This window comes from Devosia sp. T2-14 (assembly GCF_055397495.1).
In genome coordinates this window covers 2213874-2235707 of the sequence record NZ_AP027921.1, presented here as the reverse complement: position 1 = coordinate 2235707, position 21834 = coordinate 2213874, and the positions used below count along the sequence as shown (strand labels likewise).

The 21834-nt window shown below is 62.7% G+C and carries 25 protein-coding genes; 4 read left to right on the top strand and 21 right to left on the bottom strand.

Annotated features, from left to right (window positions below):
• Positions 1-73: 73 nt before the first annotated feature.
• Both ACZ5WT_RS11055 and ACZ5WT_RS11050 read left to right on the top strand, forming a co-directional pair.
• On the top strand, positions 74-340 hold the full coding sequence (locus ACZ5WT_RS11055) for a hypothetical protein (protein ID WP_464283845.1): 267 nt from the start codon (positions 74-76) through the stop codon (positions 338-340).
• A gap of 261 nt (positions 341-601) precedes the next feature.
• The gene (locus ACZ5WT_RS11050; RefSeq protein WP_464283844.1) at positions 602-781 is read left to right on the top strand and encodes a hypothetical protein; all 180 of its coding nucleotides are present in this window, start codon (positions 602-604) and stop codon (positions 779-781) included.
• Here ACZ5WT_RS11050 and ACZ5WT_RS11045 read toward each other — a convergent pair.
• The 7 genes from ACZ5WT_RS11045 to ACZ5WT_RS11015 are packed head-to-tail and all read right to left on the bottom strand — an operon-like array spanning position 778 to position 8332.
• A complete protein-coding gene (locus tag ACZ5WT_RS11045; RefSeq protein ID WP_464283843.1) occupies positions 778-1317 on the bottom strand; it encodes a hypothetical protein in 540 nt (179 codons plus the stop codon). The genes ACZ5WT_RS11050 and ACZ5WT_RS11045 overlap by 4 nt on opposite strands.
• Positions 1314-3023, bottom strand: coding sequence for a hypothetical protein (locus ACZ5WT_RS11040; RefSeq protein WP_464283842.1), 1710 nt, complete (start codon positions 3021-3023; stop codon positions 1314-1316). Before ACZ5WT_RS11040 ends, ACZ5WT_RS11045 begins: the two co-directional genes overlap by 4 nt.
• 23 nt (positions 3024-3046) lie before the next feature.
• The gene (locus tag ACZ5WT_RS11035) at positions 3047-3877 is read right to left on the bottom strand and encodes a hypothetical protein (RefSeq protein ID WP_464283841.1); all 831 of its coding nucleotides are present in this window, start codon (positions 3875-3877) and stop codon (positions 3047-3049) included.
• Complete coding sequence (locus tag ACZ5WT_RS11030) at positions 3877-4647, bottom strand: hypothetical protein (RefSeq protein ID WP_464283840.1); 771 nt, start codon at positions 4645-4647, stop codon at positions 3877-3879. Before ACZ5WT_RS11030 ends, ACZ5WT_RS11035 begins: the two co-directional genes overlap by 1 nt.
• Positions 4644-7061, bottom strand: a complete 2418-nt coding sequence (locus tag ACZ5WT_RS11025; RefSeq protein WP_464283839.1) for a phage tail protein — start codon at positions 7059-7061, stop codon at positions 4644-4646. The genes ACZ5WT_RS11030 and ACZ5WT_RS11025 overlap by 4 nt, the downstream gene beginning before the upstream one ends.
• On the bottom strand, positions 7058-7675 hold the full coding sequence (locus tag ACZ5WT_RS11020; RefSeq protein ID WP_464283838.1) for a hypothetical protein: 618 nt from the start codon (positions 7673-7675) through the stop codon (positions 7058-7060). The genes ACZ5WT_RS11025 and ACZ5WT_RS11020 overlap by 4 nt, the downstream gene beginning before the upstream one ends.
• 9 nt (positions 7676-7684) lie before the next feature.
• The gene (locus tag ACZ5WT_RS11015) at positions 7685-8332 is read right to left on the bottom strand and encodes a hypothetical protein (RefSeq protein ID WP_464283837.1); all 648 of its coding nucleotides are present in this window, start codon (positions 8330-8332) and stop codon (positions 7685-7687) included.
• Positions 8333-8404: 72 nt separating this feature from the next.
• On the opposite strand from ACZ5WT_RS11015, the gene ACZ5WT_RS11010 reads away from it, so the two are divergent.
• Complete coding sequence (locus tag ACZ5WT_RS11010; protein ID WP_464283836.1) at positions 8405-8701, top strand: hypothetical protein; 297 nt, start codon at positions 8405-8407, stop codon at positions 8699-8701.
• Between the two features lie 69 nt (positions 8702-8770).
• Here ACZ5WT_RS11010 and ACZ5WT_RS11005 read toward each other — a convergent pair whose 3' ends face one another.
• A complete protein-coding gene (locus tag ACZ5WT_RS11005; protein ID WP_464283835.1) occupies positions 8771-11131 on the bottom strand; it encodes a phage tail length tape measure family protein in 2361 nt (786 codons plus the stop codon).
• Positions 11132-11233: 102 nt separating this feature from the next.
• Between ACZ5WT_RS11005 and ACZ5WT_RS11000 the strand changes: the two genes are divergently transcribed.
• Positions 11234-11569, top strand: a complete 336-nt coding sequence (locus ACZ5WT_RS11000) for a hypothetical protein (protein WP_464283834.1) — start codon at positions 11234-11236, stop codon at positions 11567-11569.
• 7 nt (positions 11570-11576) lie between these two features.
• Here the strand turns inward: ACZ5WT_RS11000 and ACZ5WT_RS10995 are convergent, their stop codons facing one another.
• The 13 genes from ACZ5WT_RS10995 to ACZ5WT_RS10935 form a co-directional block, all read right to left on the bottom strand.
• Positions 11577-11870, bottom strand: coding sequence for a phage tail assembly chaperone (locus tag ACZ5WT_RS10995; RefSeq protein WP_464287194.1), 294 nt, complete (start codon positions 11868-11870; stop codon positions 11577-11579).
• A gap of 74 nt (positions 11871-11944) precedes the next feature.
• On the bottom strand, positions 11945-12391 hold the full coding sequence (locus tag ACZ5WT_RS10990; RefSeq protein ID WP_464283833.1) for a hypothetical protein: 447 nt from the start codon (positions 12389-12391) through the stop codon (positions 11945-11947).
• A gap of 87 nt (positions 12392-12478) precedes the next feature.
• Positions 12479-13666: a phage tail tube protein gene (locus ACZ5WT_RS10985; protein WP_464283832.1), complete on the bottom strand. Its 1188-nt coding sequence runs from the start codon at positions 13664-13666 to the stop codon at positions 12479-12481.
• A gap of 46 nt (positions 13667-13712) precedes the next feature.
• A complete protein-coding gene (locus ACZ5WT_RS10980) occupies positions 13713-14204 on the bottom strand; it encodes a phage tail terminator-like protein (RefSeq protein WP_464283831.1) in 492 nt (163 codons plus the stop codon).
• Positions 14205-14206: 2 nt separating this feature from the next.
• The gene (locus ACZ5WT_RS10975) at positions 14207-14803 is read right to left on the bottom strand and encodes a hypothetical protein (protein ID WP_464283830.1); all 597 of its coding nucleotides are present in this window, start codon (positions 14801-14803) and stop codon (positions 14207-14209) included.
• The gene (locus tag ACZ5WT_RS10970; RefSeq protein ID WP_464283829.1) at positions 14803-15117 is read right to left on the bottom strand and encodes a hypothetical protein; all 315 of its coding nucleotides are present in this window, start codon (positions 15115-15117) and stop codon (positions 14803-14805) included. Before ACZ5WT_RS10970 ends, ACZ5WT_RS10975 begins: the two co-directional genes overlap by 1 nt.
• Positions 15114-15713, bottom strand: coding sequence for a head-tail connector protein (locus tag ACZ5WT_RS10965; protein WP_464283828.1), 600 nt, complete (start codon positions 15711-15713; stop codon positions 15114-15116). The genes ACZ5WT_RS10970 and ACZ5WT_RS10965 overlap by 4 nt, the downstream gene beginning before the upstream one ends.
• 9 nt (positions 15714-15722) lie before the next feature.
• Positions 15723-16109, bottom strand: coding sequence for a hypothetical protein (locus tag ACZ5WT_RS10960; protein ID WP_464283827.1), 387 nt, complete (start codon positions 16107-16109; stop codon positions 15723-15725).
• Positions 16110-16171: 62 nt separating this feature from the next.
• Complete coding sequence (locus tag ACZ5WT_RS10955) at positions 16172-17461, bottom strand: phage major capsid protein (protein WP_464283826.1); 1290 nt, start codon at positions 17459-17461, stop codon at positions 16172-16174.
• 17 nt (positions 17462-17478) lie between these two features.
• Entirely contained in the window at positions 17479-18336 is an 858-nt protein-coding gene (locus ACZ5WT_RS10950; RefSeq protein WP_464283825.1) for a head maturation protease, ClpP-related, read from the bottom strand.
• Complete coding sequence (locus tag ACZ5WT_RS10945) at positions 18314-19591, bottom strand: phage portal protein (protein WP_464283824.1); 1278 nt, start codon at positions 19589-19591, stop codon at positions 18314-18316. The genes ACZ5WT_RS10950 and ACZ5WT_RS10945 overlap by 23 nt, the downstream gene beginning before the upstream one ends.
• 9 nt (positions 19592-19600) lie before the next feature.
• Positions 19601-21418 (bottom strand): terminase large subunit, encoded by a 1818-nt coding sequence (locus ACZ5WT_RS10940; protein ID WP_464283823.1) that lies wholly within the window; start codon positions 21416-21418, stop codon positions 19601-19603.
• Positions 21387-21824, bottom strand: coding sequence for a P27 family phage terminase small subunit (locus tag ACZ5WT_RS10935; protein WP_464283822.1), 438 nt, complete (start codon positions 21822-21824; stop codon positions 21387-21389). The genes ACZ5WT_RS10940 and ACZ5WT_RS10935 overlap by 32 nt, the downstream gene beginning before the upstream one ends.
• Positions 21825-21834: the final 10 nt, after the last annotated feature.

Sequence of the window (21834 nt, the reverse complement as noted above, 5' to 3'; positions counted from 1 at the left end):
CGCCCATCTTGCTGCATTCCGGCGTGTATTCGTCGGCGTCCCGTAGGAAGCGATCGATCGCATGGAGTTATGCATGTTTACCGAGAATGTGGTCCTTGAAGTTGCCGTCACGCATGAGGGCGAAGAGCACAAGGCAACCTACTTCATCGAAAACGGCGTCATCCACGCCAACATCAACGGCAAGAACCTGCGCCTGCCGCATGGGCGCGCTCCGGTCGAGCAGACGGTGAAAGCCGTGCTGATCGGGATGCTCGAAAGGCAAGGCCGGTTGGCAGATAGCCTGAGCGGCTATCGGACCTCTCAGGAACAAAAAACCGCAAAACGCGTTCGTTTGCCGTAGCGCCTGCTGGGGCGCTATGACCTTCGACGTCAGTCACTCTGCCCCGCATTCGTGCGGGGCTTTTTCTTCGCTACCGTCGATGGGGCGAACCAAGTGACAGGTGCGGGCCGTGGCGCTGCGCAGTTTCTCGATGCTCGGGAACTCAAAGCATGCAGCGACGTTCGGTGTGCGTGGTAACCTTTCCCAGGCACCGCACCTTCGACATCGGTCACTTCGCCCCGCATTCGTGTGGGGCTTTTTTTGTCCACGCAGGAGGGACAAATGCCGGGAAAGAAAATCGAAGCGCGCGACGATGACACCCTGATCATCAGGGCCAAGGTTACGCGCGTATCACCGGATGGGGATCAGGTGACTATCGACGTCTGGGGCCAGAAGATCACCGGGCACACCCAATACGTGCCGTTTGAGAAGCACGATAAGGGCCACAACTGGCCGGGCTAGGCCGCCGCGTAGCGCCAGAGGTCGTCCAGTTCTGTCTCGCTCATGCCGAGGGCCACGCGGGCCGCGTCGACCAGCGGGTGATCGCGCTCGAAGAACTTGGCGAAGTCCAGTTTGGCCGAGGCTGCCGCCCACATCAGGGGATCATAGGTCGGGTTCGGCCCTTCCACTGTGCCCGGATCGTTCATCGCAGCCACCCAGGCGCGCAGCTCCGCTTCATGGCCTGCCGCCCGCACCACGAACCAGAACTGATCGGGCTCAAGATTGGGAAAAGGATTTGGTGGCGGCGGCTCGTAAGGCGGGATGGTTCTGACGCGCACTCGGTCCTCGTCAGGCGTGCCCGGTTCGGCTGGGGCCATTTCCCATTGGTCCCAGACTGCGAACCGGTCAGCGTTCCCCATGTCTTCCGGGACAGTAAACTCAAGGCCATCAATGGCGGCGATGATTGACCCGAACTCGGTACGGCGCACGCCCTCGATCACTCTTTTTCGCGTATAGGCAGCTGGCGGCAGAGTGGGCCCGTAGGTTTCCGTTGTCATATTAGATCCGAGCTCGCTGTCCATGTGTAGCCATTGGGTGCGTTGACCGTCGTATAAAACCTGAAGCTGACCTTGGTGGGGGAGTCTAGGAAAGTGGTGGCAGCTCCGTTGTGAGCTAGCGTTGGAATGCTACGCTTGGCCGTCCTGAAATGGACGGTGAAACCCCGCACGCCTGTAGCGCTGACACCGCCATCGCTGTACTCGGTGGCGGTCTCATAGAACCGCTCGCAGATCAGTTCCTCTAGGCTAGGATGAATAGGCGACGACGGGTCACCCTCATTGGATGCGTCACCCTCGACCAGCGATACGTTGGCCAGATACATCGTATGCGCATTGGCTGCGCCGCTAATGAAAATCAGCTCTAGCCGGTCATCGCCGTTGGTGCCGAAAATTTTCCCAGCGATGCTCGGCACCGTGAAGACGATTTGCGTCATGCCTCCGAAAGTGGATGACACAGCAAAGGTCTGGATCGGGGTGTAAACGGTTGCCGAAGGGGAGCCGCCAGTACCAAAACTCTGCTGAACGGCCAGGGTAAAGTTCTGTGGCACGGTATCCGAAATAACAAACGATGCGGTGACCAGCTTCCCCGCTAGCGTATCCACGCCCTCGATATTCTGCCTGACATTCGAGCCTGCAATGCCCGTGCCAGTGAATGAAAACCCCGCGTAATGCCGGCCGTATGCCGCACCGGCAGGGGAATTCAGCTTGTTCGCGGTGCAGGAAATTCCGGACTGCAAGTTCACATACCAGCGGTCAGCAGTATGGCCACCCAACCCAGCGCCAACGAGAACAGCCACACCACGCTGCCAGATATTGAACCGGCCATTGTCGATCTTGTTGCGCCGGCCTGCGACCAACCCCACGCCCAAATCCGCGCGCGCCAAAGACTGGCGCACCGCGGACAAACCAGTGGTGTCATGAATAAGTTTGCCAGTGTTGTCATCCATGATGACAAGCCTGCCGGCCGTCGCCGACGCTGGGCCGTTAACATTGCCGGTTCCCGTACCGTTTTGCCCTGGCGGCCCGCGCATTTCCGCTGCCTCGGCAATGTCGGTGGTCCAAGTGCCATCGGCATTTAGGTAGTCGCCGACATTGGCCGTTGGCGCAGAGCCTTCGCCGCCGACATATCCACCAAGGCGAGCGACGCGTCGGGCGCCGTCGGCCACATAGACGATCTGTGGGGACCAGCCCTTCTGTCCCTTTGGTCCGGAATACGGCGCCGGGGCGGTCCAATCGTCATAGGTACCCGACGCCTTGGAATAGATCGCCGCCGTACCATCCCCGATATTGGAAACGAGGACGCGATAGCCGGCGCGAAGCGGGTGGCCCACGGTCTCCAGCGCTAGCCTGGCTGGAGTGTCGTCAACCTGCACATCGAAGAAGGCACTGACCTCACCCATGCGCTCCAGCGCCATGCGGTTGGCCCGGGTCGAGCGCTCGATAATGCCGACATAGCGGATGATGTAGGGCTCGGTCGCAACATTGGTGCCGGGCCACGGCCACAGTAGTTCTAGCTCACCATTGGCTGTGACGGCGGCGATCGGGACGGCAGGAACCAGCGGCTGAGACGGCACGCAAAACAGGTCGCCGACCATGATGTTGTCGTCGGTCCCGCCCGAGCCCCAAAGCGAGCCAGTGCCGGACACAGTCGTGCCGCCGCCCTCCACCGACACGAGGCCGCTGGAGTACCAGGTTGGGAGGTTCATGGATGGTTTCCTAGTGTGAGCGGTTAGGCCCCGGCCTTGTATCGGCCAGGGTGGATTTCGAACTCGCAGGCATAGATTGAGGTGTAGTCGGGCGGCACGATCGAGCAGGCGCCAGTGGAGTTGAAGGCCCACGGCGCGCGCCGATTGACGTTGATATTGTCGCTTTGCCGATCAATCAGCACCGCCGGAGTGCCGAAGCGGGTGAACGCTCCGGCATAAGAGACCCCGTAAGCCTCGGCGATGGTGGTGAACCAGCCATAGGTGTTCTGGGGGCCACTTCCCCAGGTCATGCTGACCCCGTTGTTCCGTACCGACTGAAAGCGCCGAAGGTAGAGCGAGGTTCCACGCAGCACGATGTCGAAGTGGCGGGCCAGCGGGACGAAATACTCGCACGGGCAGGAGCCGCCCGGCAGGCCGATCCAGTCGCCTTCCTTGAACATCACCAATGGCGGGTGCTGCTCCATGAACGAGCGCGGGGCCTGCGTTCGGGTCATTCGGGCGCGGACATCGATGTAGTCAGTTCCCGTGGGAACGGTGCCAATGAGTTCTTCAGGCAGGTTGCGGGTCGCGACCTGGACAACGCCGAGGTTGTCTGTGGGACTGAAATTGACTTCGTCCGGTCCCCACTCCTGCGGGAACAGGGCCGACCAGCTCTCGCAGTAGGGCGTGGAGCCATAGGTCCGCTGCAGGTAGGCGGGGCCACTCAGCAGGGTCGGAAAGGTCACCGTGCGGGAGATCGACAGCTTGGCACTATCCGGCAGCAATTGGATACTCGGCCGGCTGCTGTCGAAAGAAATGTCATCGGCGTTGATGACCTGAATGCGGTTGTTGTCCGCATAGAACGCGTCGACCATCAAACACCTGCCGTCACGTTGATGAAGGTGGGCGCCGGCAGCGTGCCGGTGAACGGACCGAGATCCACTGGCGCACCATTGGGCGGATAGGCCCGGAACGCCCCATTGCGAGCGCCAGCGGTGCGGGTCTTGGCCTGAGCGAATACGGTGTCGCCCTGCCCCGTCGCGCGCAGGTGCGGATTGTTCGCTCGGTACTTGCCCTGCCCGAAGACAACATCTCCCGGCTCAATCTTAAGCAGGTGGAGTGCCGGGTCGACGGCATTATTCCGAAACGCCAGCACCTGATAGGAGCGCACGGCGGCGGGCAAGTCGGCAGCAGATGACGAGGCGAACTCGCGCAGCCGTATCTGGGTGGTGGTGGCATAGGCGCATACCAGGCGCACCGCAGCGCCACTGGTCTGCACGGGCATGCCATGCGGGATCATCTTGCCGTCATAGGCCACAAAGAAACGCGGGACATAGCCCAGATTGTGCTGCAACAGCAGGTGATCGAACACCTGGGACTGGCCGTAGTAGAGCTGCGACAGGTAGGCGTCAGAGCCAACCGTCACCGTCCTGCCGGCGACCGCAGGATGGCTCACGGCCGTGGTGCCGCTCGCCACCACGCCGTAATACCCCAGATCTGAATGGAACAGGATGTTGTCGAGCCAGGCCAAGGGATTGAGAACCAGGCGGTTGGAAAGCGAGTTTGGGTCGAGCGGGTCACCCCCGCCCGGCGCTTCCTCAAAGATCGCGCAGCGGAACTCGTCGGCATACAGGCGGACACTCATGACGATATCGCAATCCGCTTGAGGTTAGGACTGATCAGGAACTTGCCGTCGTCGGACTGAATGGAGCCGCGCTTCATGGTCATGTCGCCGCTGTTCATATCGAGCGCCCACGCCCCGCTCCCGGCGCTCATCACGCCGTTTTCGTTGATCACGGCGATGGGCACGCCCGCCGATGACAGGAAGGCCGTTTGCCCGGCCATCAGGCCGATGCGGGTGGGCTGTAGCGGGTCCATCGGCACGTCGAGGAACAGCGTTGCGGCCCGAAACGTCCCATCATTAACCGCCGCCTGCAGCACGTAGCGGGCACGATAGCCCTCGGGTGCTGCTATAGCTTCCCAACGAATGTTCACCTCGGCGGTATTGCCGCCCATCGCCGCATAGAGGCTTTCCAACGCGGTCGCGATCGCGCCGCCCGGCCCCAGCGCCACCTCGATCACTTCGGTGAAACTGGCTTCCAGCCCCTCCAGCTCGACGCTGATCTCGCGGAACAGCGTTTCCCGCTTGGTGTAGTTCTCGCGGTCGACTTCCTCGAGCAGTGTGCCGAGCTGCTTGAATTGCTCGATCAGCGCGCGCGGCTTGAAGCCCATCTTGTCCATCACGTCCTTGGCGACGTTGGACAGGTCAATCATGCCGCTCGGCAGCTTCACATCCGCAATGGTCACCGGCATCCAGGTGCTGGCCACGGTTGGGCGGCCGGATTGCGGGAGATATTCCAGCTGCACCTCGATCGCCTGCCCGCTAAGCTCGATCGAGACCGGAATGCGCGCGGCTCCGGTGAGCAGGTCAGGCTTGGGCACGAGCACCGTATACGGCAGGCTGCCGTCGGGACGCTGGTGCGACACCCGGACGAACTGCACGTCCACCGCGACCGAGGGGGCCGACCAGAACACGTCATAGGCCAGCGTTCCGGGCACAGGAGCAGCCGAAGGGCCAGAGACTTCCTGCGGCGCCGGGCGATTGGTCACCACGGGCGCGAAGCTCAGCGGCCGCTCATCGGTGCCCGGCGTCCAGGCATGGTCGGCCGGGTCGATTTCCTGCAGGCCGAACACGACCCAGCCCCAGGGCGAGATCGTGCGAGCCGTGATCAGGAAGCGCTTGCCCGCATAGTCGAAGCGCTCGCCGGTCCATGCCAGCACCTGCAGGGGGCGGAACTGAGCGAACTCCGGCGGCATCGCCACCACATGCGTGATGAACCGCCGCCCCTCTTCGATCACCGCCTTGATGACGCGCTGCGCCTGCGTGCCCGAGAACGTTGTACCGAGGTCGAGCCCGCGCACTTGGCGGCGGCCGTCGTCTTCCGCCTCGAGATCGCTGCGGTAGTAGGGCGCGGTTTCCTTGTCTTCCCAGGCCTGTGCCGGTTCGCGGTAGGTCGCCGTCGCCCCGTTGATGATCTGGTCGAGGTTGGGGAACGGGATCGAGCCCAACGGCTCGCTGCCCAGCACGTCGGCGTCGGTGAAGGCGCCATCGATCGTGTCGGGCACGCCCACCAGCGGCCAGACCGTGCCGTCGCTGGCATGGCTGATCCGGCCATTGCTGCCAATCAGCAGCTCGGTGATGACATCGGCGGGCCGCTCGTTGAGGTTGATGCGGCGGCCGGCGCGGAAGCGCTTTTCGCTGCCGCCCGCCTCCAGCGCCACGGCTTCATCGCAGGCGTCCATGGCGGCCGCCCATGCGGCATAGGGCATTTCCGCAGCGGTCTTCTTGCCGCCCCAGATATGCTGGCCGTTGTAATAGATGCCGCGCTCGATGTTGTAGATGATGACGAAATTGTTGTCGGAGAATGCCCAGGTCGCGGGGTTATCCCAGCGCTGCGCACCGCTGCCGCCAGCAGTGCTGTCCTTGCGCGGATCATAGAGCTTGACGCCCTGAAACTCGCCCACGAAGCTGGGGAAGCCGGTCCACAGGGTTTCTGACCACAGCGCCGTGCTGATGAGATAGGGCACGCCGCGCCCCACCATATCCTCTGCCCAGGTGCGGTCGGCATCGCCACCGAACTTGCTGACCAGATAGCTGTCGGCAGCCGTTTGGGTGCCGTCGAAGAACTTCCACCACAGGTGCCCGGCATATTCCGGCACAGGGAAACCCTGCGCGACCGCGCCGGATCCTGTCAGGGTGACACGCACGCCGTTGACGAACAGCCCAGCGAGGCCAGTCACCGGCAGGTCGCCAAACGAAAGCACGCTGGTGAGGTAGGCATTTGGCACGCCAGCGGCATCGCCCCAGGCGTTCTGGTATTCGAGCTTGCCCGCCTCGCCGACGGTGCCGACCAGAAAATACTGCGGAACCTTGCCCCCGATCTGGGCAGATCCGCGCGTGCCGGTACGCTTGTCTTCGGGCTTGCTGAACGCTTGCTTGAGCAGGGTCGAGGCGATCGAGAGAACGACGCCAACGATCAGCTGGATAATGAAGTTCATGACTTGGCCTGCCCCCACCACGTCTCGATTTTGCCAGCCGTATCGCCGTGGCGGCGAAACCTGTCGCCGTCGCGCAGCCGCTGCTGTTCATCCGACTGCATCGCAGGACTGGTCTTGGTCAAATCAATGGCGCTACTCACGGCATCGAGCGACAAGCCGCCCTCCCCGTCCGCTGCCGCGTCGTCCACCGCAGCGCCATCGACGCGGCCGGCTAACAGCAGTTGTGGGATCGAGACGAGGTTCCAGGTTGCCGGGTCGAACAGGCCACGATGCAGCTCCACGCGGGCCACACGCACGTTGTGCCCGAACACCATGTCCATCGGAGAGCCGGCGGCGCTGCTGATGTGATCCAGGCCAAAAGTGACGCCACGCGCCTCCACCCCGATCGTGTCCACAATGGCGGGCACGTTCAGGAGGGTCGCTCCACCCATCGCGTTGCGGCTGACTGGAACGGACGCGCCCGCTGGAACGACATTGATGGCCACATTGTCTTCGCCGGTCCAATAGACGAACTGCGCAGGCGCACCGCCCTTGGTTTTGCCGTCGACCGTCAGAATATCGCGCACGACAATGGCCCCGCTCGCGAGAGCGGAGCCGGTATCGACATCGTACATGGATAGCTCCTACGCGCCGTAGGTCTGTTCGGCGGCGAATTTGATGGTGGAGTGCATCCCGTCCACCTTCGACGGAAAGGCGCTGTTCGGGGTGATCCTGAACTTTGCGCACGGCTTTGCCATCACCACGTCGGCACCGGTGCTGATCGACGCCGGCAATGGCGGCCAGATCTCGACGCTGGCAACCGCACCAGTGATGGGATTGGCGGTGCGCGGCTCAGCGAATTGCCCCAGGTAATACCGCCCCCCGAACACGATCCCGAAATAGGTGCCAATCGGGATCTCGTACCCGGTCGGGAAGTCGCTGAACGAGGCATGCAGGCGGTCAGTGATCACGTGGAGCTTGGGTGCCGCAGAACCGATCAGCACCCCATCCGGATCACTGGCGGGGTACGGCAACCGATAATTGTGGAGCAGGACGGTCTTGAGCCCCCCTGCCCGCGAATTGAGTAGCGCCATGATGCCTTCCGCCTCCGCGTTCAGCAACGGGATCGTGGTCAACTCGGCCTTCCATAGCGAGGGCGCGCGATCGGCATAGCGGGTTTCGCCGCCGCCCGTGGACGAACGCTGTTGCTGGAAGCCCTGCACGAACTGCACGTCCTGCACGCGGAGCAGATCAGCAAAGTCTTGCCGCGGAAGCGGATTGGCAAGTGCCATGGAATCCTCGTTTGTTCAGGGTGACAGCCATCAACCCATGAGCTTGGATGAACAGGCAATGGGGAGGCACAAATGAGCGCAGAAGAAAGTCTACGTCGGCTGCTAGACACAATAGCGGAAATAACAGACGCGGTAGCTCGACTGGCCCGGGAAGTCCGGTCCGAAAAGAAGATGGTCGAAACACTGTTTGCGGCCAGCTACGGCATGAAATGGCCCACGGGCGACATGCTGCACACTCTGAAGGCGGCTTACCTTTCAGTGCGGGAAAATGCGCCCGACATAGAAAAGCCAATCATAGACCAGCACATTTCTCGGATTGAGGAGCTTTTGAAGGTCGACCAGACGGGCACGAAGCCGACGATCCACTAGTCCCCATTGCCGCGCGGAGGGCTTCGATGGCTGCATCTAGCCGCGCCCATGCGGCTGCTGTGTTGCTGGTCATCCAACCCTCCGCAAATCGTTTCGCTGCACCGTCTTGATCGCATCGGGCAGCTGCCGGCGCAGTTCCTTGGTGACCTCGCGGGCAATGGCAGGGGCCACGTCTGCCGACGTCCCTGGCGGAACATTGATCTGGTTGTGGATGATGATGTCGCCACCACCGTTTCCGTTCGCGGCCATCGCCATAGACCGGCCATTCGGAATGACCTGTGACCCGCGCGGCAGGTTGACCAGCTCGGGTCCGCGCTCGCCCACCCACGCCATACCGCCGGGAGCGTAGTTTGTGCCCTCGGCAAAGCCCGGAATGCCGAAAATGCCTGGACGGCCGAAGCCACCAGCAACACCCCACCCGCCGCCGAGGCTGTTGCCCATGCCGCCAACCCTGCCCATCAGCGAGCCGAAGATCATGTCGAACAGCCCATTGGCCGCCATGCTCAGCGCACGGTCGGCGATGCTGTCGAGTGCCTTCCCTGCAGCATTGCCGAAGCTCTCCCACAGGCTCGTGCCGCTCATCAGGTCGCGGCGGAAATCCGACATGAACGCGCCGAACGTGCTCTTTCCGAAGTTGTAAGTTTCGATCAGCTGTGCCTGCGCCGCCTGCTGCCGCTGCAGCTCAATGGTTGCGGCCGCGTACTGCGCTGACATGAGGTTGATCTGATCTGTCACCTGTGACGTGATCGGGATGCCTGCCTGTTTCGCCTGGTTCAGCAGGTCAAACGCCGACTTCTGGCGCTCAATCTCATAGGTGGACTGGCCCAAGAGTTCGAGTTCAAGCCGTTGCGAGGCAATGCGCTGCTGGAACTGATCGACGTTGCCGTTCCACTGGTCGAATGGCTTCTGCGCAGCTTTCGCGCCTTTGGCATTGGCCTTAGCATTGGCTTCCGCTTCTGCCGCGTTGATGCTGGACAGGACGCGCTCATATTCCTTCGCTGCGCCGGTAATCTGCCCGTAGCTCTGAGCGGTCGCCATGGCCTGGTCAGCCCGATTTTTCAGATCTTCACGCGCAATATCGAAGCGCGACCGCGGATCGACATAGAGGTCCTGCATGCCGCCCAGCGCACTGCTGAATTCACGAGACATTGCGATGCTGATCTGGATGCTTCGAGGAATTCGGTTGAGCGCGGCCGAGGCACTGTCAGCCTGCGCCTGAATTGCCATTAGCTGCTTTGCAAGCTCGTCGGCCTGCAGCGCCATCTCCCTCAGCGCGGGGTCCTCTGACGTGTTGTAAAGCTCGCGGGCCGCCGTAGCCGCCGCATCGAGCTCTGCACGTGTTGAACTCGTATCAATCGCTAGCTGGCGCATCAGTTCGATTTGCCGAATTCCGGCATCTAGGCCTGATGGGTCACCACCCCCATTCCTACCAATGTCCTGAACCTGCCGCAGAAATTCGGCAGTCTCCGCCAACGCGTTGCGGTTGCCCTCAATGCGGCGCTGAACATCTGCGAGGGCCTTTTCCTGCTCACGCAGCGTAGCCCGCAAATCGGACGCGACCACGCCCTGAGGGAGCTTTATCGCCGCATCAAACGCGGTTTGGGCAGCATCCCGAACGGCATGATAGCCCTCAAGCAGTTCGTCCAGGCTCGCATTGTGGGCTTTGAGGGCGTCCGTGGCGTCGTCGGCCTTGTTGAGGGTGCTCATAAACCACTGCACACCTGCCGCCCCCAGACCAATGACAGCAATAGTTGCCAAGTTCAGCGGATTGAGCAGCCCGACAATGGCGCTTCCCAGCCCCTGCGCGATGGCCTTACCACTACCCATCTGGTGGAAAATACCGCCGACCTGCATGCCCTGCTGCATGGCCAGCATCATCGGCGCCTGCCCCATAGCCGTCATCATGGCAATGTCCTGCGCCTGAAACAGCAGGTTGGTGGTGTGCGCCTGATTGGCACCGCCGGCAGATTGCCTCCGAGCTGCGTTGGCACGTATCGAGGCAGCAGCAGCCGCATCCGCTGCGGCGGCGCTCGACCGATACGAAGCAGCCAGGTTGTCATTCGCCGCGGCGGCCTGCCCCAGCTGGGCCGCGTGTCGCTGCTCCAGCGCCATCAGGGTGCTGAGCGCCTGCTCCTGGCTGATGTAGCCCATGTTGACTGCGTTGGCTGCGGCGGCAGAAGCGCGCTCGGCCTCGCGCTCTAACCGGATGCGTAGGCCATAGGACTTGTCCACCGAGGCGGCCAGGTTATCGAAAGCACGCTGTTCGGCCGAGCGACGCGCTACCGATTCCGTCGCGATGCGGTTTCCGGCCTCCATGGCGGCGCGGGCCTTAGCCATACGCGCCTCAAAGCTGGCAACCGAACCGGTTGATCGGTCGGTTGCCTTGCCGGCGTCCACCATCTTCTTTTCGAATTGGTCGAGCACGGCCATCGAGCCGTCGGCGCGAATGACAAGGCGGGTCACAACCTCGGTCATTGATTGCCTACCTTTTGCGACATGGGGTAGCGTCTCCAAAAATTGGAGGGCTCAGAGTTGAAGAGAGTAACGGCGGCGTTGGGCGTTGCATTCTTGGGAATGCTCTTGTTGGCATCACAAGCAATCGCTGAAGATCAGAACGACCCAGTTCTCTTCTGTGGGTCGATGGGCGAGCTGGCTGAGGCTGTAATGACAGTTCGACAATCAGGTGTTGCTATGTCAAAGGCGATGGGGATTGCGGCCAACAACGAAACACTGAGGGATGTGGCTACCAAACTCATCATTGCGGCCTACGACACTCCCCAATTCAGCGTGGACGAAAACCGGCAGGACGCGGCAACTCGATTCCGCAACGAATTTGAAGTCGAGTGCTTCAAAGACTTGATAGAATAGGCGTCCATCACTTCCGGTCGTCGGCCTCTTCCCGGTATGACGAGAGGAGTGCATCATCCAGCCGTTCGATGATCTCGATTTCCCAAGGCAACAGGCGCATCCCCGAGAGCCGGGAATACGCGTCGAGATCGGCCCAGGTGATAGGCGTGGCACCGAAACCGTTGCCAGCATTTCGGCGCCGGATGCGGGTGAACGCCGCCCATAGATACCGCAGGGCATCGGGGAACGGTGGCAAGGTGAGTTCAGCTTCGAGCTCGGCGCGCCGCTCTGGCGTCCGTGCCCGGTCTAGCTGGCCCTGCAGGTGTTCACGGTAGGAGTGGCCCTCTTCGTCGCCGGCCGACAGGGTGAATTCGCGCTCCGCGTAGTCCAGCAGCTCTAGGCGGAGCGCGGCGTAAAAGCCCGTTCGCTCGCCAGGAACTCCATGGCCTGCGTGAGGGTACCGACCCGTTTGGGATGCGACAGGAACTCGGTGGCGTTCTCGGCGCTGAACGGGAAGTCCTTGCCGTCGATAATCACCGGCGACCAGCCGACCAGGCGCTGTACCAGATCCGCGATGTTCTTGGCGCGCACCTGGGCAGGTTCGTCCTGCTCGGCCTTCCACTTCCGGCCATTGAACTGCGCCTGCTCGACCTGGGCGGCCTTTTGCAGTCGCTCGCGGGCGAAACGGTTGTTCAGTGCCTCGGTCTGAGGATGGCCGGGGCCAGCGAACTCCCAGAGCCAGCCGGTCGGGTTGCCGGCGGCGTCGAGCACCTCCATCTTGCCGGTGTCGGCAGCCTCGAATGCGTCGAGGCTGAAGGATGGCACGGCCTGTTTGTTGGTCATGTGTTTTGTCCTTTGTCGGAAGGGCGCAGGCAGCACCGACATGCTGCCCGCTGGTCGCCGGAGCGACGTTCGAGGGCTGTCGGGCCCTTACGCGGCGGAGGTCTGGAAGCCGATCATGGTGGCCGGATGCGCGCCGCCCCGTTCATCGACGCCGACGAGGCAGGTAAAGGTGACGGTACGGCCGTTGTCCTGCCCGAGCTCGCTCTTGGTCGCGCTCGCCAGGGTGATGTTCGGCAGGTAGAAGGCGCAGAAGTCGGCGGCGCCGGGCTCGTTTTCTTCGAACACCAGATGCAGGCTCAGTTCGTCCTCGTCGAGGTACTGCTGCACCCGGGCGATATCCTTCTTGAGCGCGGTCACCGACAGGGAGATCTGCGCCGAGTTGGTGAACACTTCCGGGGTCAGCACCGAGCCCACCACCGGCACCCCGGAGGCGTTGAGCTGCAGCGTCAGATCGATGCTGGACACGTCCAGCACGTCGACGCCGCCCAGCATGATCTTGGCCTCAACCGCCGTCAGGCCGATCGTGGTGGTCTTGCTCGGCGCGGTGAAATACGGCGCGCTGGCCCCGTCGAGGGCGTCCATGTCCTGGCCGACCACGCCGAAATTGACCGTCGCCATGCCGTTGGGCTGCAACTGCAGCTGCATCGAGCCGATGCGGCACCCGGTGAAGATTTCCGTACCGTCGATATCGGCCTCGTATTCCTCGAAGGTGAAGCTGCGCGGCGTCACGCCCTGGATCAGGGTCTTCGGCCGGCTGATGGTGACGTCGGTATCGGCGACGGCATTGACCGTCAGCGTTTCGGCCACCGTGATGGTGGTGGCGTCGAGGTCGGTGATCCGAATATTGCGGTCGTTGTTCCCGGCCGACGCATGGTCGCTGAGGCGGATGATCTCGCCAATCTTGAGCCCAAGCGCGATCGGTGAACCCGCCGCAAAGACGATGCCACTGGCCGTGGTGGTGATCGAGGTGAAATCGGCGGCAGTCAGCACCAGCGGCGCCGAGAACGTGCCGCGGAACACCGCCTCGATCAGATCGTCGAAGGTGCCGACCGACAGGTCACCGACATAGCTGCCGGTCACCGAGCGGGAACCATGGCGGCCACGCGTGGTCATGCCGTCGGCGCGGATCTCGCCCGAGTTGATCGGCTCCTTGGCCAGATTGAACCCGCCGGAGTTGATGCGGAAAATATCGGCACCGGTGGCGCCCGGCAGTACGCCGAATGCCGTCTCCAGCTTGTAGGCAATACGAAGATTCCGCCCTGACTGATAAGCCATGACCTGTTCCTTTTCGATGATGGCCCTTATTGGCCGGGTGTGGGGCTCAGCCCTGGTGGAAGTACTGGAACGGCACCGACATGGTGACGCGGAACCAGTTGCCCGCGTTCACGCCGGCTATCTCGTCGTCGTCACTGCCCTGCCCGCCTTCGTCGACGCGCGGCACCCAGGTGCGGAGGTAGCAGCCATCGGCCTCATAGAGCTTCTTGCTGCGGAACAGCTCACCTATGGCCTCGGCATACTGCGTCGCCGTCGCCTCGCCGGTTCCATCCGGCACAAACACATGTGCGTAGATGAAGCCATTGGTCTGGCTGAGCTGGTCGCCGGGCACGCCCACGCCCCGGATGGTCTGTCCGGGCATGGTGGTCATTTCGAAATAGACCCACGGCTGCAGCCGCGGAAAGCTGGAGCCAGGCACGACTGCCTTGGGCGGCCAGGGATCGGCCGGCGTTTCGTTCGGATAGGCGATGCGCGTCGTCGCCAAGTTGGCCTCCAGATAGGCCCTGACGTCCGCCTTGGCGGCGCTGTAGCTGCCCATGGTCAGCGCTCCGAGATAACGAGTGCGGGATAGCGGTATTGGGCCTTATTGCCGCCGGAGCGGGCACTGAGAACGGAGCCTCCCATCAGACCGCGGAAAGTGAATTCGATGTGCGCCTGGTTGCCGAAGCGCTGACGCAAGCCGAACGCGGCCTGCTCATAGACGTGGTCGGAGCCGGGAACGCGCATGCGCATCTTGCCCAGCTCGATCTTGCGGGCATACGGCACGTAGTTGGAGATGACGATCTCCCCGGTGCCATCCCAGCCCGCCAGACTGGCGGCCTCAACGCCATCGACGAACAGCGCATGTGCCATGCGGTATTCGCCGGACAGAACCGGCGACAATTCGAACAGCAGCTCCATCGCGGCGCGCACCACCTCCTCGAGGCGGGGATAGCGATAGACGATCACGCCGTCGGCTCGCACTTGCTCCTCGCGCGCACCGGCAACGCCATCGACCTGCCGTATCACGCGCGACGGGCGCGGCGGGGTCTGCATCACGCGCTGGTTCTCGCGCTTGGCGAGATTGATCAGCACCTGGCGCGTCTCCTCGGCCGTGCCTTGGGCGGCGACCCGGAACAACTGCTGATTGCTGGCCATCAGGTAAGCCGCACCCGTAGGTTCCAGCGCACCAGAACCCCAGCCATATGGATCGGTTCGGCGGCCGTGACCTTGCCCATAACGCCCATGCTGATGAACTCGTCATTGATCCGCGGCAGGTAGGCGCCGAGCGAGGATGGCGACACGACCACTTCGCGGTCAGCCTGGGTGATGAGCCCGATGAGTTGCTCGACCTTGTAGCCGCGCACGAAGCCGCGCGCCTGCTGCTCGGTGGAGCCGCGCTGGAAGGCGATGTCCTGCCCATGGGAGGCAATTTGCCGATCGAGCGCCACAATGGCGTTGGCCGGCGTCACAGCGCGTAGACTCGGAGCGGCTGCAACAGCATTTCGGTCGCGGCCTTGATCACCTCAGTGGCCCCCTCGCCTACGGTGTAGGTGAAGCTGCCGACGCCCTCGACTTCCTCGGAGCGCAGGAACAGGCTCTGCTCGCTCATCGAGCGCAGGTGTTGCACGCCGATGATCACGGCCTGCTTCGCGCTGGCCGGCACCTTGTCGGCAGCGTAACCGGCCTTATAAGTGATCGTCACCGCGTCGGGCGCGCATTCCGTGGGCGGGAACGCGTAACCGAAGACGAACGCAACGCCATCCCCGAAGCTGCGGTATTTCGCAGGATCGACTGTCTGCTCGGTGCCAGCCGGATCGCGATATTTGACGCTCTCGATGCTCACCACCGGCCGATACGGCAGGCGGATGGAACGCATGAAGCCCGCCCGCGTCAGCTCAAGGGTTTGCTCCCCGAGAGCCCGACCCAGCCAGCCGGTGGGACCGTCGATGCCAGCCTGCACCGCAGCAATAAGCGCAGTGATCGTGGTATCGGTGTCCGCATGCCCTCCCGGCACTTCTGCCGGGGTGACAATCGGGGCTGGGCCGGTAATAACGCGGACGGTCATGGTCAGGCCCTACGCTACGGGAGCGTCATTGGGGTGGCCGCGCAGGATCACGGCGCCGGCAGCAATCGAGGTGCCAGACTGCTTGGTGATGACGGCGCGGATATAGCGCTTAATGCCCTTGTAGCCCTGCTTATAGACAGAGCTCGCAGCCAGAGCCGCCGGAAGCGTACCGATCAGGTCGCCAGCTGCAACATCGGTGAAGTCGCCATCGGTCGTGGTGTCCGATTCCTGGAGCCTGATGTCGTAGAGGCCGTCGCCAGCAATCGCGCCGGTGTTGACGATCAGCGTGGCCGAGTTGAAGCCCTGGAGGTCTGCATGAGTGCCCTTGGCCGTGGCCGCAACCACAGCGGGAACCAGCGAGGCCAAAAGGCCAATGCCAGAAATGAAGTCCTTCATGGGACGTTCCTTTCAAAGTGGAATGGGTGGGATGCGGGGCGACCGAAGCCGCCCGCAATGGATCAGGAAGCGGCGATCTTCAGCAGCTTGATGGCTTCGAAGTTGACCACACCGCCACCGACCCGCTTCGTGGTGTAGAAGTGGACGAAGGGCTTGTTGGTGTACGGATCGCGCAGAACGCGGACGCCGAAGCGGTCAACGATCAGGTAGCCGCGATTGAAATCCCCGAACGCGATCGGGAAATTGCCAGCGCCAACAGCCGGCATATTGTCGTCGTTGGCGACCGGCTTGCCCAGGATGGTGGCGACACCAGCAGCGGCAGTCGGCGGGGCCCAGAGGAAGTTGCCATCGGCATCCTTGAACTTCCGAACGGTGCCCATCACGGCATCGCTCATCAGCCACGATGCGTTGTTCCGGTAGCCGGACTTGAGCGCATAGTAGAGGTCGACAAGCGCATCGGCCTTGCTGACGGTGGTCGAGGTGTCGGCGAAGTCGGCCGCCTTACCCGACGCGACGTAGCCCAGCTTGCCCCACGCATAGGAGGCATTTGCCACCGCCTCGTAGGAGAGAACGCCACGCGGCTTGTTCACGCCGTTGCCGCCGATGAAGGCGGCGCCTTCCTGCTCGGCGAACTCGATCGACACTTCGTCCGCCAGCCAGGCGGCGATATCAATGCGGGAATCATCCAGCGCCGTCTGCGTGATAGCGGGGTTGGCGTAGAGCTCGGCCGCGTTGATCGAGATTTCGCGCAGCGTCGGGGTGTCCGTCTCGGGGCGGCCCTGTTCCTCGCCGACCCAGCCGGCGCCGGCGCCGCCCATGTTCACCAGCTTCTTGTAGGTGCTGGTGCCGATCGAGATGACGCGAGCCAACGAGCGCATGGTCGACACGGTGCCGAGAACGCGGTCGATGCCGGCCTCGGTCTCTTCCGGGACCAGGTAGCCACCGTCTGGGTCGGACTGCGTGGTCATCTTCGCATTGACCTCAAGCTCGCGCATGTCGGCGTCAATCGCCCGGTCGCCCTTGCGGAACCAGGTATTGAACGCAGTCGCGTGAGCGGCCACGGCCGGGTCCGCCACATCGCCGGCACCGCCGACTTTGATGGCCGCAATCGCGGCATTCACGCTGTCCAGCTCCTTGGTCAGCTTGCCGAGATCGGCATTAATGCGGTCAACCTTCTCGGTCTGCACCACATCGGCCATGCCAGCCTTGATGTCGTCCAGTTCCTTGGTGCGTTCGGCTTTGAAAGCTTCGAAGGTCGTCTTGAGTTCATTGAGAACCTTGGTCTGTTCGGACGCGTCGGCGCGAACAGACACCAGCCCGCGGGCGCGCGGGTTCAGCAGATCGTGCTGCATGGTCTTTCCTTTCGGGGTTATGACCGGATGGTGTTGATCAGCTCCCGGATGGAAGCTGCAGAGACGCCTGCATCACGCGCGGCGGAGGCCCGGCTTGCATCACGCAGGGCCGGATCAAGATGTCCAAGCTCGGCAAGGATTTCCTGCCGGGCGGATCGGGTGTGACCGGCCTTGCCCAGCGCCGCTTCAGTCTGGCGGCGGGCAATAAGGCTGCGGTCGGAATTTTTGGCTTCGGGCAGATCGGCGCCCAGGTCATTGTCGAGGCGGTCAGCAAAGCCGTTCTTGATGGCTTCGCTTGGTCCCATGAATGTTTCGGCATCCATCAGAGCTTCGATGGCCCCCCGCTTCCGTTCGGTGCGGGCCTCGTAGATATCAATCAGCGCATTGTCGAAGGTCTCGAACAGTCCGGCCGCCTCGGCCAGCTCATGCCGATTCCCGACCACAACGCCCCATGCGTTGTGCACCATGATGAAGGTGCCCAAGCCCATGACAATCTCGTCGCCGGCCATGGCGATGATTGAGGCGGCAGAGGCTGCGATACCCATCACCTCAACAGTGACTTTGGCGGGATGCGCCCGCAGCAGGTTGTAGATGGCCAGACCTTCGAACACGTCGCCGCCCGGCGAATTGATCTGGACGCGAACATCGACATTGCCGATCTTGCGCAAGGCCCCTGCGCAGCGCTTGGCGGTAAAGCCCTCGCCGGTCCACCAGTCTTCCCCGATGATGTCAAAGATCGAAATGACGTTTTCGGCAGTTTCGCCAGCAGCCTTCGGCTGGGCGGCCCACGCATCAAACGCCTCGCCTGGAGCATCAGCCTGGAAGTTCTTGGGCTTCTGCAGGGCTTTGATTTCAGGCAGCTTGCGGAGGCTCATCGCCATCATCCTTTTCGGGTTTGTCGCCGCCGGCTGTGTTCGGCGGATCGTAGAACTGCCCGCCCTTGCCATCAGCGCGTGGGTTGCGGTCTTCCAGCTCCAGAACATCGTCCGGGGAGAACACGCCCCACTGGAGGGCTTTGACGTAGGCTTCCCAGCGAGCCTTGATGTCGCCCTTGACCAAAGCGGATCGGTTGAATTTCGCCCGCGTATCTTCGTCATCGAGCAGGTCGACGGTGATGGCCTCTTCCCACATGGTCAGGTGGTCTTCGAGCGTCCAGGTAACGAAGCCGATGGACTGCTGCTCGATGCCGGTGCCCCAGCTGGTGCTCTTTTCGGTGTCGCCGATCATGTGAGGCGGGACGCCGAAGAACATGGCGATATCGGTGCGGGAGAACTTGCGGCTTTCGATCCACTGCGCATCCTGCGCATTCATCGCCAGCGGCGAAGCGTCCATCCCTTCTTCGAGGATGAGTGCCTTGCCCTCCTTTTCCCCGCCAGCACGGAAATCTTCGAGGCTTGCGCGGAGGTTTTCAGTGCCTTCCGGCCCAAGTTTTCCAGGATGCTTCAGCACCGTGCTAACACGCGCGCCGTTGCGGAATGTCGAGGCGCCGTGATCCTCCATCGTGAGGGACAGGCCGATGGTTTCACGGGCATAGGTGATGGCAGAAACGCCATGCACGCCGTCCAATGTCAGCCCGACAAGGTGAAAAACCTCATTCTGAGCCAGCTTGATCTTGCGACCGTCCTTGCGGGTGTAAGTGTATTCGAGCGTCAGATCGTCGTTCTGCTTGCACTCGACGCGATCAGGGTGCAGCGGGATCAGCGACTGCACCTCGCCCCTCGACCGCACGACCAGGGCGTAGGCATTGCCGCGCAGCAGCAGATGCGCCTGCATCATGCGCCGAAACACGGCAGGCTTTTGCCATCCATTCGGCTTGCGGCTGAATATTTTGGCGACGGTGCTGCCAGAGACAGATTCCCGCGTTCGCTCATCAACCTTGCGGATGATATCGATCGGCAATGTAGCAACGGCGCCAGCAATGATGCTGACGCACCGATAGACCGCCGCCACGCGCATTGACTTGTCGGGCGTCACCGACGCCCCGGAAGCGGTCAGAGTGCCGGTACGAAGCGCCTCTTCCAACTGCTGCGGGGTGTTGATGACAACTCCACCTCCCGAATCCTGGAAAGACGCACGCGGCGATACTGCCGGAGACGAAGCGTCCCCGAACCAGCGGTCCCAAAATGCCATTGCGTTCTCCTAGAGGACCAGCGCACCGCGCGCGCGATAAACGGAGGGGGCCTGAACGCCCATTTCATTCGTCGCGGCGCCGACGGCCATTGCGATTGTCACCATGCCGTCGATCCTTCCGCGCGAACGTTCCTTGTCGAAGGCCCGGTTTTCCTGTCCGTCGCTGACAAGTTGAGCATTAGCCGCGCAGGAGTAGGTCACCGGCGAAGCGTCGATCGTTATCGTCTTTTCCAGAATGCGGTCTTCCAGCCGCTCAATGGAGCGCGGCATGGTCAGTTGCTTTTCTTCGAACCGGACCAGTTTACCCTGGGCGTGGCTGACGAGCTTGAGACCACTACCCTCTGGCTCGTCCGGCCCTTTGTAGCGCCAGACCGGCAACCCGATCTGTTCGCAGGCCGCGATAAAGTCGGCCATGCCGGCCGGGTCGAAGGCCAGAAACTCGACCTCGTGCGCAGCGCACAGCTCCTGCACCTTGGCCGCTACGAATGTCTTGTCGATCACTGCGCCCGGAACTGCCGTCAGACATGACGCCGGATCCAGCGCCCATTTGTCATAGGGCGCCATGTCAGCGCGGGCTCGGTCCTCGATGCCGACCTTGGTCGTCCAGTAGAACGTCTTGACCCACAGGTGGCCGGTGTCGTCGACCCAGCACACCGACAGCGCGGTCAGGTCGTTTTTCTTCGACAGGTCCAGCGACAACCAGCACCGGAAGCCCTTCATCTTGGCTTCATCAACGGCGCCCTGCACCGCCGCCCAGGCTTCCTCGGCAATCCAGAATTCGGTGGAGCCCACCGGGATGCCGAAATACAACCGCTTCACCGACAAGGCCGTCGATAGCAGCTGCTTGGCCGTGTTGACGCGTCCCTGAATGTTCTCCAGCGGAAACGTCACGCCCAGCGCCGGCAGTGCCTTGGTCCAGACCTCGGGCGTATCGAACACCGTTTCACGGTCGGCCTTGTCGACCCGTGCCACGAACGAAAATGCCTCGTCGTCGTCAAACTCGCCCTTCGCGACCCGCTGGTAAAACTCGCTGTACTCGGTGCCGACGATCTGGTTGGACGCCGGCGTGTTGGTGCCCAACAGCATCAGCGCATCGCCGGGCATCTTGGCGATGGCTTCCTTCCAGAGCTCGATCGACGTGTTGGTCTTGAACTCATGGATTTCGTCCGCCGCCACCAGCGTTGGCTTCGGCCCCGACACCGCCTCCCCATTCGCCAACGCCTGAAACAGCGCCTCATGTTCGGGGAACTCGATCTTCCAGGCGTTGTCGCCCTCGCCACGGATCAGCACATCACCGCGCGAGGCCATACTGTCGCCGTCGTCATGGCCCGGTGTCGTTGCCCGGCACATGGCCACCGCGTCCTTGAACAGCACGTTCGCGGTATTCTTGTCCTGGCCGATGGCGAATGCCTTGGCCCTTGGGATGCCGTAGAATCCCGTCATGTACAGACCGATCGCCGCCATCAACGGCGACTTGGCCTGCCCCTTGCCGGTTTCCAACCATGCCGAGCGGAACCGCATACGGCCCGACGCCTTGCGCCAGCCGAATATCGACCCCGTCGTAAAGACGTGCCACGGCAGTGGGTGGAACGGCTGGCCGACGAACGTGCCCTCGGTGATCGAGAGCATGGCCGGTAGAAACCGCAGCGGCCGGTTAGCATGTTCCAGTGACCAGTGCAGTCCTCGAGACGGTCCGTCGCGCAAGTCGCGCATGTGGCGCTCTGCAGCGGCCGCTACGAGCTCGCCGACCACAATCTTGCCTGCCAGCGCGTCCTGGGCCCAGGCCGTGACCGGATCAGCCGGCGGCCTTTTTGTTCGTGAACTCATCGGATGCGCGAACCACCGTTTTCTTGCGCTCCGCCTTCGTCGCTCCAGACCGGCGGCGCGGCGAGAGGCCAAATTCTGCTTCAAGGGTCGCCGCGTCGGACGCCATCTCGCGCATGGCCGCGAAGTGCGGACTTGTCCGAGCGATCGCCCGTGCGTTGCCGCGCTTGGGTTTGGTCACCGCGCCGTGCTCAGCCACTTCCCGCAGCGAGCGGTCGTAGAGGACATAGGCAACCACGAGGCGTTGCATCGCGTGGGCGTTGCCTGGCGCCATCAGGGCCCGGTCGCGCAGCTCGGTGGTGATCCGGCGCCAGTGCTCGGTGGCCGCCTCAACCTCCAGTACATCGCTGAACAGGCTTTCCCAGTCGGGCTCGGGAACAATGCTGCCGGTGTTCTCAACAAGGTTCATGGCGCACACG